13 protein-coding genes are annotated in these 12,704 nt (G+C 44.5%); 4 read left to right on the top strand and 9 right to left on the bottom strand.

From position 1 onward, the window contains the following. Positions 1 to 5 precede the first annotated feature (5 nt). Genes NQ544_RS03275 through NQ544_RS03265 form a run of 3 tightly spaced genes read right to left on the bottom strand, consistent with a single transcriptional unit; the run spans position 6 to position 2,792 of the window. A complete protein-coding gene (locus NQ544_RS03275) occupies positions 6 to 917 on the bottom strand; it encodes an ABC transporter substrate-binding protein (protein ID WP_006846824.1) in 912 nt (303 codons plus the stop codon). A gap of 21 nt (positions 918 to 938) precedes the next feature. After that, a complete protein-coding gene (locus NQ544_RS03270) occupies positions 939 to 2,120 on the bottom strand; it encodes a class I SAM-dependent rRNA methyltransferase (RefSeq protein ID WP_006846825.1) in 1,182 nt (393 codons plus the stop codon). A 54-nt stretch (positions 2,121 to 2,174) separates the two neighbouring features. Beyond that, the gene (locus NQ544_RS03265) at positions 2,175 to 2,792 is read right to left on the bottom strand and encodes a 3'-5' exonuclease (RefSeq protein WP_006846826.1); all 618 of its coding nucleotides are present in this window, start codon (positions 2,790 to 2,792) and stop codon (positions 2,175 to 2,177) included. A 113-nt stretch (positions 2,793 to 2,905) separates the two neighbouring features. Here NQ544_RS03265 and NQ544_RS03260 point away from each other — a divergent pair, with 113 nt between their 5' ends. The 4 genes from NQ544_RS03260 (at position 2,906) to NQ544_RS03245 (ending at position 7,639) form a co-directional block, all read left to right on the top strand. After that, positions 2,906 to 5,533: an FtsK/SpoIIIE family DNA translocase gene (locus NQ544_RS03260; RefSeq protein ID WP_006846827.1), complete on the top strand. Its 2,628-nt coding sequence runs from the start codon at positions 2,906 to 2,908 to the stop codon at positions 5,531 to 5,533. 178 nt (positions 5,534 to 5,711) lie between these two features. Then, on the top strand, positions 5,712 to 6,311 hold the full coding sequence (gene lolA1 / locus NQ544_RS03255; protein WP_006846828.1) for an outer membrane lipoprotein periplasmic chaperone LolA1: 600 nt from the start codon (positions 5,712 to 5,714) through the stop codon (positions 6,309 to 6,311). Between the two features lie 272 nt (positions 6,312 to 6,583). Then, positions 6,584 to 7,033 (top strand): Fur family transcriptional regulator, encoded by a 450-nt coding sequence (locus tag NQ544_RS03250; RefSeq protein WP_006846829.1) that lies wholly within the window; start codon positions 6,584 to 6,586, stop codon positions 7,031 to 7,033. Positions 7,034 to 7,078: 45 nt separating this feature from the next. Next, the gene (locus NQ544_RS03245; protein ID WP_006846830.1) at positions 7,079 to 7,639 is read left to right on the top strand and encodes an NADH peroxidase; all 561 of its coding nucleotides are present in this window, start codon (positions 7,079 to 7,081) and stop codon (positions 7,637 to 7,639) included. 131 nt (positions 7,640 to 7,770) lie between these two features. Here NQ544_RS03245 and NQ544_RS03240 read toward each other — a convergent pair whose 3' ends face one another. The 6 genes from NQ544_RS03240 to NQ544_RS03215 form a co-directional block, all read right to left on the bottom strand. Then, on the bottom strand, positions 7,771 to 9,405 hold the full coding sequence (locus NQ544_RS03240) for a dipeptidase (protein ID WP_417159039.1): 1,635 nt from the start codon (positions 9,403 to 9,405) through the stop codon (positions 7,771 to 7,773). Between the two features lie 117 nt (positions 9,406 to 9,522). Beyond that, positions 9,523 to 10,374: a carboxylating nicotinate-nucleotide diphosphorylase gene (gene nadC, locus NQ544_RS03235; RefSeq protein ID WP_006846832.1), complete on the bottom strand. Its 852-nt coding sequence runs from the start codon at positions 10,372 to 10,374 to the stop codon at positions 9,523 to 9,525. Between the two features lie 17 nt (positions 10,375 to 10,391). Next, positions 10,392 to 10,616: a hypothetical protein gene (locus NQ544_RS03230; protein ID WP_006846833.1), complete on the bottom strand. Its 225-nt coding sequence runs from the start codon at positions 10,614 to 10,616 to the stop codon at positions 10,392 to 10,394. Between the two features lie 16 nt (positions 10,617 to 10,632). Then, on the bottom strand, positions 10,633 to 11,592 hold the full coding sequence (locus NQ544_RS03225; protein WP_006846834.1) for a DUF4296 domain-containing protein: 960 nt from the start codon (positions 11,590 to 11,592) through the stop codon (positions 10,633 to 10,635). Between the two features lie 2 nt (positions 11,593 to 11,594). Next, positions 11,595 to 12,311 carry a lipoprotein signal peptidase gene (locus NQ544_RS03220; protein ID WP_006846835.1) on the bottom strand — a complete coding sequence of 239 codons (717 nt, stop codon included), beginning with the start codon at positions 12,309 to 12,311 and terminating at the stop codon, positions 11,595 to 11,597. A gap of 3 nt (positions 12,312 to 12,314) precedes the next feature. Further along, positions 12,315 to 12,698 (bottom strand): TraR/DksA family transcriptional regulator, encoded by a 384-nt coding sequence (locus NQ544_RS03215; protein WP_006846836.1) that lies wholly within the window; start codon positions 12,696 to 12,698, stop codon positions 12,315 to 12,317. Positions 12,699 to 12,704 lie beyond the last annotated feature (6 nt).

Genomic DNA, 12,704 nt, shown 5'->3' with positions numbered 1-12,704 from the left:
GCCGCTTATTTTTGTGCTACAGCCAGGTCACGACGTCTTGGCTCCATAGCGTGTTCATATTTAAGTTTTGGAAGATTACTGATGGTTTCAGCATCGGCACCCGTATATTTTGTGATGATTCTTGCATAATGCTGTACCCCACGACTGTTTATGCTATCAACAGCAATATTATACGCCTTGATAAACTTGGCAACTTGGTCTTTACGGCGCGGCTCTGAAAGTATTTTCTTGCGGAAAGCAACAACACCCAACTGCAAGTTCTTATCTCTGCTGTCAAAGAGTTTTACATGCTGTTCAAGTCGGGCTTTGGTAGCTTGAGGTTCTGGCAGCAACATGGCATCCATCTCGTTGTTAAGCAACATACGCAGACGGATGTTCAAATCGTTGATTTGAACCTTATAAGCATCATATTTAGGCTTACCGCTATCGATTGCTAAAGTAGCCAGATAATCAGTTGCAGAGTAGCGGGTCATTGCCACCATCTTATCTGACAGTTGTTTCAGTTCGGATATACGCGAACGCTTATTGGTGATAAACTGCCAATAAAGATTGGTAGAAATAGGATACGTCAAAGCAGTACCCCGTTTCTCTATATGATGAGCACGAATCAGATCGGTCACGGCTCCCTCTACGCGCTTGCGCTCGATAGCAGTATCACAATCCATTTGTGCAGTATATCTACGCAAATGTACGTCTACACCTTGCTGCTGGAAGATACTGTCATCACATGCCAGAAAGATTGGCAGGCAGTCCATTGTTGGCATCACCGCTATCTTCAGCGCAGCACGGTCTAGGCTATCCAATCTAGCCTTTTCCTTCTTGCTCAAGCGATGACGTTCTGCTTCCGACTTGCCACATCCTGCAAATCCTATAGCCAGCAAGAGCATCAAGGCTGTAAACGTTTTGAACTTATTCATTATCTATCCTTTAATCATTTGTTATTCTACATAGAGAACCAATCCCTTCAAATATTCACCTTCCGGATGATAAATATTGATAGGATGGTCGGCAGGCTGGTGCAACTGGTGCAAGATGCGAACCTTTCTTCCAGCCTGCGCTGCAGCAGTAAACACAGCATTGCGGAACTGATCCTTCGTAACCACCTGAGAGCAACTGAAGGTAAAAAGGATGCCGCCCTTCTTAATACGCTGCAAGCCCTTTACGTTCAGGCGGGTATAGCCCTTCAACGCATTGCGCAAAGCCGCACGGTGCTTGGCAAAAGCAGGAGGATCAAGAACAATCAGATCATACTGCTGGTCATGTTCATCAAGATACTTGAAGGCATCTTCGCAGATAGCCTCATGGCGTGCATCTCCAGGGAAATTGAGCACAATATTCTCATTGGTCAATTCTATCGCCTTGGCACTGCTGTCTACGGAGTGAACAGCCTTAGCCCCGCCTCTCATCGCATAAACAGAAAAGCCGCCGGTATAGCAGAACATGTTGAGCACACTCTTACCCTTGGCATAATGCTCGAGCAGCGAACGGTTCTCACGCTGATCTACGAAGAAACCCGTTTTCTGACCACGCAACCAGTCGATATGGAATTTCAGTCCATTCTCTACAGCAACATCGTCAGCATCACCTCCCAGTATAAAGCCATTTTCCTGTCTGAGGTCAGCCTTATACGGTAAGGTTGTCTCACTCTTATAGTAGATATTCTCCAGTGCTTCGCCCATCACCTTCTTCAAGGCTTTGGCTATCTCCATGCGGCAAACATGCATACCCACACTGTGAGCCTGCATGACAGCAGTAGGCCCATAACAGTCGATAACAAGTCCCGGCAAGTTATCCCCCTCACCATGAACCAAGCGATAAGTAGTATTGGATGAATTACCGGCAATACCCAAAGCGAGTCTCATTTTATATGCCGAATCCAATCTGGCACACCAGTACTCCTCATCAATCTCAATATCTCTAAAAGAAAGAACACGTACAGCGATAGAACCGATCTGATAATGACCTATAGCAATGAATTCACCACTACGGGTAAACACTCTCACAATGTCGCCCTCCTCTATGCCCTCATCCATTGCCTGGATAGCACCCGAGAAGATCCATGGATGAAAACGCTTGAGCGATTCTTCCTTACCTTTCTTTAAATATACGCTTTTATACATATTTTATATATGAAGTTTCTTACGATTATCAATTTCTATTCCTTACCACTTATATCATACCCTGAGTTCATCGAGCTCGTAATCGCCTGTGGCAGACAAACGCTTGAATTCCTCATACAGATTAATGCAGCACCAGGCATCTGTTGCTGCATAGAGAGCCTGCGATTCCTTCAAATCGCTAGCCTCCCAATTGCTCAACCGTTGCGCCTTGCTGATTTTCTGGTGAAACAGGTTAGCATACAGTTTCTGCAGACTCATGTCTGCGATACCAAAGTTCTTTGCAACATCCTGCAACTCGATAAAGTAGCCAGCCTTAAAAGCAGCTCGCTTATGGAGCTGCAGCAAGTCATCGTGCCAGGAAAGTCCTACTTTTGGCACGGTGGTATCTTCGAGCAAGCGAATGATGGCAGGAGTAATGCCCGTATGATGCAGGCGGAAGAGATAACAAGTATCATGTGTACTCACCTGCAACAACGAAACATGGTAAGCCTGACCACGCTTGAATGATGGGCGCGTTTCTGTATCCACACCCAGTATATAATGGCTAAGTAGGTCATTAACAGCCGCTTCTGTATCTTCAGGCTTGTCAACGACTACGATTTTGCCAGGAAACAAAGCTCTTGGCAAATTCGTGATTGCCGCCTTGTCGAAACTAGTGAAAATAATCTTCATTATGCTTTTTATTCTTTACAAGTTGCAAAATTAGAAAAAAAAGATGAGAAAAAGAATTGTTTTCTCAATTATTTTCGCTAATTTTGCAGATAAATTATTCAAAAATATATAAAATGGCTAAAAAAAGAACTGAAAAAAAGACCAAAACCTTTAGCGAAGCTATTGGTTTACAGTATATTTTCAACAATACTATCACCGACTTTTTCATAGGATTAGCCTTGGTAGTCATTGCTGTGGTTATCATCATCGCTATGATCTCCTTTCTCAACACAGGAGCCAATGACCAGAGTTTGCTCGAAAATCTGAAGCCGGGTGAATGGACCAACACGGAAAAACAGTTTCAGAACTACTGCGGATCCTGGGGAGCCATTGTATCCTATTGGCTCATTGCCATCAATTTCGGATTTCCAGCCTTCATGCTCCCATTCTTTGTCATTATGGTGGGATTGCAGATGATGCATGCCTACAAGCTGAACCTGTGGAAATGGTTCTTCTGCATGATTGTGGTCATGCTATGGATGTCGGTAACCTTTGCCAAGTTCATCGCACCTATCATGCCAAGCCTCATCTTCAATCCGGGCGGAAAGCACGGACTCTATGTCGTGCAGAATCTGGAGAACATCATGGGTCCTCCAGGACTTACTGCCATTCTTTTCTTCGTGGCGGTAGCATTCCTCACCTATCTCACCACTGAAACCATTACGGTAATCAGAAAAGCACTCAACCCTATCGGTTATATATCAAATAAGGTAAAATTTGAGATTACTAACCATGGAAAGAACAGGAAAGATACGGAAGCTATCGACGAGGTATACGCCAGCGCAGCATATGGTGCTGGCACTGAGGATGAGAAAGAAGAATATAAGGAAGAAGAACCTGCCAAAGTCATCGACCTGAATCTGGATCCGGACCAGACTTTCGCAACCCCGGACATACCTTCTACGCCTGTTGAACCAGAGGCAGACGGACCGGAAGCTACAGGAACAGAAGGTGATACAGAAAAAGATGAAACCATCGCTATAGCCAACGGCACGCAGAACGAGAATATGTCACTCATTGCACGTCAGCGCGAACTCCGTACAAAACGGGCTGAACAGGAAGCATTGGAAAAGCAAGCTGCCGAGGCTGCTGCAGCTTCTGAGCATATAGGTATGGACATCTCTGTAGCCACAGCCGACGAGAAGGCTACAGGCAATACCTTGAGCAATGCAGAAGTACTGAATACTCCGATCAATCCGAAGGAGCCGTTCACCAGATATAAATATCCGGTACTCAACCTTCTGAAGAAGTATGAGGATGACGGCGTATCCATCGATGAGGAAGAGCAGCGCGCCAACAAAAACCGCATCATCGAGGTGCTGGGCAACTTTGGCGTACAGATCAAAACCATCCGTGCTACGGTTGGTCCTACCATCACACTCTACGAAATCCAGCCTGCAGAAGGCGTACGTATCTCTAAGATCAAGAATCTGGAAGATGACATCGCCTTGAGTCTGGCAGCTCTCGGCATCCGTATCATCGCTCCTATCCCAGGAAAGGGAACCATCGGTATTGAGGTACCTAACGCAAAGGCGAACATCGTTAGTATGGAAAGTACTTTAAACTCAAAGAAATTCCAAGAAACCAAGATGGAGTTACCTATCGCTTTGGGTAAGACCATTACCAACGAAGTGTTTATGGTTGATTTGGCTAAGATTCCTCACCTGCTTGTTGCGGGTGCTACCGGACAGGGTAAATCTGTAGGTTTGAATGCCATCATCACCTCTTTATTATACAAGAAACATCCAAACGAACTCAAACTGGTTCTCATCGACCCTAAGAAGGTGGAGTTTAGCGTCTACTCCCGTATTGCCAACAAGTTTATGGCTGCGCTTCCTGATGAGGAAGAACCTATCATAACCGATGTAACCAAGGTGGTTAGAACCCTGAACAGTCTGTGTGTACTGATGGATAGCCGTTACGACTTGCTCAAAAAGGCAGGAGCCCGTAACATCAAAGAATACAACCAGAAGTATATCAACCACAAGTTGAAGTTGACAGATGGACATGAGTATATGCCATACATCGTGGTGATTATAGATGAGTTCGGTGATCTGATCATGACAGCCGGCAAGGAAGTAGAACTTCCTATTGCCCGTATCGCCCAGCTGGCACGTGCCGTGGGTATCCACATGATTATTGCCACCCAGCGTCCTACAACCAGCATCATCACGGGTAATATCAAGGCTAACTTCCCTGGCCGTATCGCCTTTAAGGTTACATCAGCCATCGACTCAAAGACCATTCTTGACCGTACAGGAGCCAACCAGCTGATTGGTCGTGGTGATATGCTCTATCTCTGCGGCAATGAACCTGTCCGTGTACAGTGCGCCTTTGTTGATACACCTGAAATCGAGCGCATCAACGAGTATATCTGCGAACAGCCTGGCCCTATCGAACCTATGGAGTTGCCAGAACCAGCTAATGATGAAGGAAGCGCAGGTGGAAGCGGCAGCATCAGTGCCCGCGAACTGGATCCGTTCTTCGAAGAGGCAGCCCATGCGATTGTTCTTTCGCAGCAGGGTTCTACCAGCATGATACAGCGCCGGTTCAGTATCGGCTATAACCGTGCAGGACGACTGATGGACCAGATGGAAGCTGCAGGCATCGTAGGTGCAGCACAGGGCAGCAAGCCTCGTGAGGTACTGATACAGGATGAAAACCAGCTTAATAATCTGTTAATGGCACTTCGAAACTCTTAATTTTAGTAAATAACTAAGGGTATGAAAGAAGATAATATTGGAAAAGGTTAAATTATTAAACCCTGAAGCCGTGAAAACGTCTAAGAGAGAAAAGACGTTTTTACGGCTTTATGATAGAGTATGAAATTTTAGAAGATATAATATAACATAGAATTTTAAAAGAAAGGAAAAGATAAAAATGAAAAAGATTTTAGCATTGGCTTTCGTTGCAATGATGAGCATCGGAGCCATGGCGCAGACAGCGCAACAGGTACTTGATAAGACCGCTGCCGTTATTGGCAACAAAGGTGGAGCTAGCGCCAACTTCAATATGAGCAGTTCTAAGTATGGATCAGCAAGCGGCAGTATTGCCATCAAAGGCAACAAGTTTAACGCCCGTACCCCGCAAGCCATCGTCTGGTTCAACGGCAAGACCCAGTGGACTTATCTAAAGAAAACCAACGAGGTGAATGTCAGCAACCCTACACAGGCTCAGCAGATGTCCATGAACCCTTATACCTTTACAAATATATATAAGACTGGTTATAAGTCAACGCTCAAGACAGTAGGCAGTAACTATGTAGTACATCTCGTTGCCAATAACCAGAAACGTTCTGTAGCCGAAATGTATATCACCATCAACAAAAAGACACATATTCCATCAGTTGTCAAGATGCGACAGGGCAATACCTGGAGTACCATCACGGTAAGTAACTTCAGAGCCAGGAGCGTTTCTAACAGCACATTCAATTTCAACAGCAAGGAATGTCCAGGAGCTGAAGTCATCGACCTGAGATAATTGCCAGAAAAATCGTATAAAGTTTATTTTCAAATAAGATTCCCCGCCACAACACTCCGGTAGCGTGACGGGGCATTACTTTTTCCAAAAGGGTTTTAGTATCAATAATTTCCAAAAGCGAATCATAGACTCTCCCTTTTTGCACAACAAATCTTAAAACAACTATGTAATTGTAAAATATTCAAAAATACTTTGGAATTTTTGCAAAAACATTTGGCAGATACAAAAGAATTGGTTATCTTTGCATTAAGAAATTATAAAAACAAGTAATTATGAAGCAGACAGAAGCCTATCAAAGACTCGTGGAGAAAGGTATCCGACCATCACTCCAGCGTATTGCCATTATGGATTGGCTCATCAAGCATCCCACTCATCCAACTATCGAGGATGTGTACAAAGGATTAGCCGAGAGTATCACAACATTGAGCAAGACAACCGTTTACAACACGCTCAGAATGTTTAGTGAGCACAATGCGGCCCAGATGATCACAATCGATGAACATCGCGTATGTTATGATGGAAATATTAAAAGCCATGTTCACTTCTATTGCAGAAATTGTGGCAAGGTAATTGACTTTTTCGGCGAACCTGCTCCAACGGTGGAACCAGGAAAGGAAATTGAAGGAAACATCGTATTGGAAGAACAGCTCTACTACAGAGGAATCTGTGCAGAATGCGCTAAAAAAGGTGTAAAGTCACCTCTCACAGAGACTGTTCACTAATTCAAAAGACAATAATTATACAACAATATTTAAAACAAAAACATTATGAAGAAAAAGTTTATTTGCACCGTTTGCGGTTACATTTACGAAGGTACAGAAGCACCAGAGAAGTGCCCTATCTGCAAGGCTCCAGCCAGCAAGTTCAAAGAGATGGAAGAAGCAGTAGATGACGATATGACATTTGCTACCGTTCACGTTCTCGGTCAGGCATTTAAGGATGGCGTTAATGAAGACGTTATCAAGGGTTTGAAAGACCATTTCAATGGTGAGTGTGGCGAGGTAGGTATGTATCTTGCTATGGCACGCCAGGCAGATCGTGAAGGCTATCCTGAAATTGCAGAGGCTTACAAACGTTATGCCTATGAGGAGGCTGATCACGCTTCTCGTTTTGCAGAACTTCTCGGTGAGGTTTTGGGTGATACCAAGAGCAATCTCGAGGCTCGTATTGCAGCAGAGAAGGGTGCTTGTGAGGATAAGTTCCGCATTGCCAAGCTTGCTAAGGAGCAGGGTTCAGATGCTATTCACGATACCGTTCATGAGATGGCTAAGGATGAAGCCCGCCACTGTGCAGGTTTTGCAGGTCTCTACAAGAGATACTTCAAGTAATAGATTTTAAAAGACGTAACTTTAAAAATTATAATACGATTATTTAGTATTTTAAGTCAAGCAAACAGGAAAGCCGATTCTTGTATAGTAATATACTTGAATCGGCTTTCTTTATGTGATGATAAATATTGTTACTTTGTTTCAGGAACCAGGAACTTGTCTCCTGTTTGCTTAATAAGTTCCTTGGCATATTTCTCAGGATACCCAGGACGAACAGGAGTTGCACCTAATCCATAAGGAGTCTTCTCGAAACTGCCATCTTTTTTGGTTGGCTTGATAATCATGTCATTATACTTCACTACCATAAACTGGAAGAGCTGTTGCCAACGCGCCAACATCTGCTGTGCCTTCTCAATACCATAATCATTGAGATACTTGACTGCAGCCTGTGGATTCTGTGCATACAGTTCCTGAGCCTTAGCCTCAACACCTGGCTGTGCAGCAAAATAGCTGTTATCCAGACTATCACGAACCTCCTTCAAAGTTGGGAACATCTGGCTGTAACGAGGATAAACCATATTGCTGGTCATATTGCACACCCAGTAAGCATTCTTGAAACTGAAATTCACAGCATCTGCTCCCGGCGTGTTATAACACTCAGGACGAACTGTAGAAGAACAATAGATTGGTGTGAACGCTACCATATTGGCATCATCATTACCAAACCAAAGAACACCGCCAATCTCTCTAGGCATCCATGATCGCATCTGGCTAACAAAAACAAAACCAGTCTGCTGGGTGCTGACCGGACGTTCGTTGAAGCACTGCTTTCCATCCACCTTAAACATCAATGGAGTTGGCCTGTAAGGCATTTGCCAGATACCACCTCCGATATCAGTTCCATCAGCAACAGAAAGAGGTGTACCCTCATAATGGTCACGCATGCAAGCCTCAACATCAGCAACACTCACCTTCTTGTTTGGAACCACCCAGAGAGGCATATCCTTCGCATTAGGATCCTTACCCAAAGCCCAATCAAGATAAGGACTCATATCATAGAAATGATTCAAGAGAGCCCAAGCACGAGCATCACAGAAACGACGTCCTGAGAAATCAGGCTTAGCATATGCCATTTTCCATGAGAAATCAGCATCCTTGCCCTGATACCATCCCTTACTGCGAGCAAAAGAAACGACATCCTTGGCATACATCACGTTTTTCTTATCCTTCATATTGAACTTACCGATGCGACTCTGGTTAGCATGTGCACAAACTGCATTATCCGGAATACGGAGAGCTACCCAAACCACGCCCTTAGAGCCTGGTCCCTTGCCCATCATCTCCATAATCCAAGCTTCGTTCGGATCACAGATGGTAAAGGTCTCGCCTTCTGAATTATAGCCGTAAGTATTGGCGATGGTTGTCATCACTTTGATAGCCTCACGGGCTGTCTTACTACGCTGCAGGGCAACATAGATGAGTGAACCATAGTCCATGATACCTGTAGAATCAGCCATCTCCTCACGTCCACCATAAGTAGTTTCACCGATGGTAACCTGCCATTCATTGATATTGCCAATCACATTATAAGTCTCGGCAGCCTCCGGAATCTCACCATGATATTTATTGGTATCCCAATCGTAAATCTTACGCATCTCGCCCTTAGCATGCTTACCGGCAGGAAAATGACAGAGATTTTGGAACATACCATAGTCATCGGCACTATATGAACACATCACAGATCCATCAACCGATGCTTTTTTTCCTACTATAAAGTTGGTACATGCCTCAGCCTCAGAGACACTGCCCAACATAGCTACAGCCATTATGGCTGAAGCGAAAATCTTATTCATAAAATATACCTTAATTTATATATACCAAGTTTATATACACAAAAAGAGAAGAGCATTTGAATTCTTCACTCTTCCCTCTTCATTCTTCACTTATTCGCAAGCCTTGAAACTCATATCCAAGCCCTTTACACTATGTGTCAAGGCACCAACTGAGATGAAATCAACTCCCTGCTCTGCATAATCGCGGATGGTATCGTAAGTGATACCGCCAGAAGACTCAGTCTCATACTTACCTGCGATGATGTCTACTGCCTTCTTAGTATCAGGCACAGAGAAGTTATCGAGCATGATACGATTTACACCACCATGCTTCAATACCTGGTCGAGCTCATCGAAGCTGCGAACCTCGATTTCAATCTTCAGATCGAGCCCCTTCTCCTTGAGATAAGCATGGCAACGGTCGATGGCGTTATCGATACCGCCAGCGAAATCGATGTGGTTGTCCTTGAGGAGAATCATATCGAAGAGACCGATACGATGGTTCATACCACCACCAATCTTCACAGCCTGCTTCTCCAACATGCGAAGACCTGGAGTTGTCTTACGGGTATCAAGGATATGAGTCTTTGTACCCTCAAGACGCTTTACATACTTAGCAGTCATGGTAGCAATGCCACTCATACGCTGCATGATATTGAGCATCAAACGCTCTGTCTGGAGCAAAGAACGGGTCTTACCCTCTACAATCATTGCAATGTCACCCTTCTTAACGTGGGTTCCATCCTGAAGCAACACTTCTACCTTCATGGTAGGATCGAAACGCGCAAATACCTTCTTTGCCATTTCAACACCTGCCAACACGCCATCTTCCTTGATAAGCAAGTGGCTCTTACCCATGGCGTCTTCTGGGATACAACACAAAGTTGTGTGGTCGCCATCACCGATATCCTCAGCAAATGCCAAGTCTATCAACTTGTCTTCTAATTGATCTACGCTTAACATATTATTAATGTTTATGTTTAATGTTTATTGATTACTTTTCCGTTCCACAGGGCACGGAGGATGCCTTCCTCATCGCATTCCACCCGGATTTCGCCGCCTAACCATTCGGTCATCGGCAACTCCTCTCGAAACTCGAAGTAGTTCACCACCCTGCCCTCTTGTATTTCTACCACAGCCTGCTGCAATATCGAGCCATCCGGCAATATCACCTGATGGGCTCCGCATCTTCTCATTTCAGCCATATCTTAAACATCCAGACTAATTACTCGTCATCTGAATAGGTTTATCAGGCATAGGAACCGGTGCACTGGTCGGAGGTGCCAAAGCTCCATCCGGACGTGCTGGAACACTCGGACCTGGTATACGGGTCTTACGAGCAGTATCTACTTTTGCCGAATCAGAAGATGCAGCAGAAGAAGAAACCGGTGCCACCTTTTTAGGATGCATACGGATGAGACGAATCTTATTGACAAACATCAGTTTAAGAGTCGTCAAAGAACCGGCATCAGAACTGAAGCCACCCTCATTCAACATAAAGTACCCCTTTATACATTTGACTCCAAGGCTATCATTATCAGCGAGTTCTACACTATAGTGCTGAGCACTCTGAATATGAATTACAGTCTGTGCCACACTATCGTTCTTGAACTGAACAGCCAGCAAAGCGATACCATCACGCATACCATCCTGGAAGATAAACTGCGATTCGAAATCAAGACGGAACCGGTCACCCTTATGGAAAGCAGTATCAGCTTCAATTTTAAAACTGCGACTGTTGAAGCCCTCATCAGGCGAGAATACCATCGAAGTAGCATCTTTCCAGATATTGGCAGTATCGCCAACAGCAGTAAGATTGTCAAAATCACTATTTCCTGCACTGTTTCCACCCAATGCAACCACCTCTTTATCCAATCTTTCAGCCAAATCCTTATACACATCATGCAGCAATTCTGTATGGCGCATATAATAAACCATCGAACTGTCGAAGTCTGCCGAGGTGACATCATGTTTCTTCAGTACAGCCTCGCGATAAGCCAGACTATTCTTCTCACTACCACCGTCTTCGCTCTGCGCCATAGCAAGAGCGATGTGATAATCGAAGAGAATATCCGTCATCTTTCCTTTAGAGAGCACATCTCTTGGCAGCGAAGGCTTGCAAGAAGCGAAGGCTGCACAAAAGGTTACTATCCAACAGAGATAAAGAAAAGCTTTCTTCATGATTAGTTGTCCTCCTTATTTTCTTTAGATTGAGACTTTATCTTTTCTTCAGCAGTTTCAATAAAAGAAGAATCTTTAACCTTCTTCTCCTTATCACCACCTCCGAGAGCTTCCAGTTCTTTTCTACAGAAAAGCAAGAGAGAAATGATGCCGACTGATACACAGGAATCTGCAAAATTGAATACAGGATCGAAGAATGTACCATGCTGTCCACCCCAGAAAGGGAACCATTCAGGCCATGTATAGGTGAAGAACGGAAAGCGGAACATATCAACCACCTTGCCCATGAGCACGGGTGCATACCCCTCGCCGAAAGGCACAAGATAAGATACATAATAAGGTGAAGCACCGGTGAAGATAAGTCCGTAGAAGATGGAATCAATCATATTGCCGATTGCACCCGTCAGAACCAGCGCCACCAAAATGATATATAACAAGCGATAGGTACCACGCTTAATGATGCGATGCAGATAAATGCTCAACGCACAGATGGCTACCAGGCGCAACAGACTTAGCCAGAACTTGCCGATAAACGACATACCCCAAGCCATTCCGTTGTTCTCTACAAATTCGATATAAAACCAATCAGTAACACGAACAGACTCGCCAAGGCAAAAATGGGTCTTGATGTACACCTTGATAATCTGATCGATAACAAGAAGCACAACCACCATTGCCGTGACGAGCCATCCGCATTTAATTTTACTTGTTTTCTCCATTTATTACTTCTTTCTAGCCTCCTTAGAAGCTACACTCAAAGTGGCATGAGGTACAGCACGCAAACGCTCCTTAGGAATCAACTCGCCTGTTTCGCGGTCAATACCATAGGTCTTGTTCTGGATACGAACCAAAGCTGCTTCCAATCCCTTGATAAACTTCTGCTGACGCTGAGCCATCTGGATGATTTCTTCCTTGCTTTGTGCTTCACTACCCTCCTCAAGAGCCTTGTAGGTTGGTGATGTATCTACCACATCATTACTGTCTGAGTGGTTCAGCTGAGCCATACAATCATGATAAGTCTGCTTTGCCACCTTCAATTTCTCATTAATGATAGCGCGGAACTCCTCGAGCTCCTGATCGCTATAACGTAGTTTTTCGTTAGCCATAGATGT

The sequence above is a fragment of the Segatella copri DSM 18205 genome, assembly GCF_025151535.1.
GTDB classification, from domain to species: domain Bacteria; phylum Bacteroidota; class Bacteroidia; order Bacteroidales; family Bacteroidaceae; genus Prevotella; species Prevotella copri.
The sequence above is the reverse complement of the archived record's forward strand: the minus strand, read 5'-3'. Positions and strand labels throughout refer to the sequence as shown.

Coding starts and splice junctions, on each gene's coding strand:
- NQ544_RS03245 (WP_006846830.1), top strand. CDS start 7,079: ATGAAGAAAAAGTTTATTTGCACCGTTTGCGGTTACATTTACGAAGGT.
- NQ544_RS03270 (WP_006846825.1), bottom strand. CDS start 2,120: ATGTATAAAAGCGTATATTTAAAGAAAGGTAAGGAAGAATCGCTCAAG.
- NQ544_RS03225 (WP_006846834.1), bottom strand. CDS start 11,592: ATGAAGAAAGCTTTTCTTTATCTCTGTTGGATAGTAACCTTTTGTGCA.
- NQ544_RS03275 (WP_006846824.1), bottom strand. CDS start 917: ATGAATAAGTTCAAAACGTTTACAGCCTTGATGCTCTTGCTGGCTATA.
- lolA1 (WP_006846828.1), top strand. CDS start 5,712: ATGAAAAAGATTTTAGCATTGGCTTTCGTTGCAATGATGAGCATCGGA.
- NQ544_RS03230 (WP_006846833.1), bottom strand. CDS start 10,616: ATGGCTGAAATGAGAAGATGCGGAGCCCATCAGGTGATATTGCCGGAT.
- NQ544_RS03250 (WP_006846829.1), top strand. CDS start 6,584: ATGAAGCAGACAGAAGCCTATCAAAGACTCGTGGAGAAAGGTATCCGA.
- NQ544_RS03265 (WP_006846826.1), bottom strand. CDS start 2,792: ATGAAGATTATTTTCACTAGTTTCGACAAGGCGGCAATCACGAATTTG.
- NQ544_RS03260 (WP_006846827.1), top strand. CDS start 2,906: ATGGCTAAAAAAAGAACTGAAAAAAAGACCAAAACCTTTAGCGAAGCT.
- nadC (WP_006846832.1), bottom strand. CDS start 10,374: ATGTTAAGCGTAGATCAATTAGAAGACAAGTTGATAGACTTGGCATTT.
- NQ544_RS03220 (WP_006846835.1), bottom strand. CDS start 12,311: ATGGAGAAAACAAGTAAAATTAAATGCGGATGGCTCGTCACGGCAATG.
- NQ544_RS03215 (WP_006846836.1), bottom strand. CDS start 12,698: ATGGCTAACGAAAAACTACGTTATAGCGATCAGGAGCTCGAGGAGTTC.
- NQ544_RS03240 (WP_417159039.1), bottom strand. CDS start 9,405: ATGGCTGTAGCTATGTTGGGCAGTGTCTCTGAGGCTGAGGCATGTACC.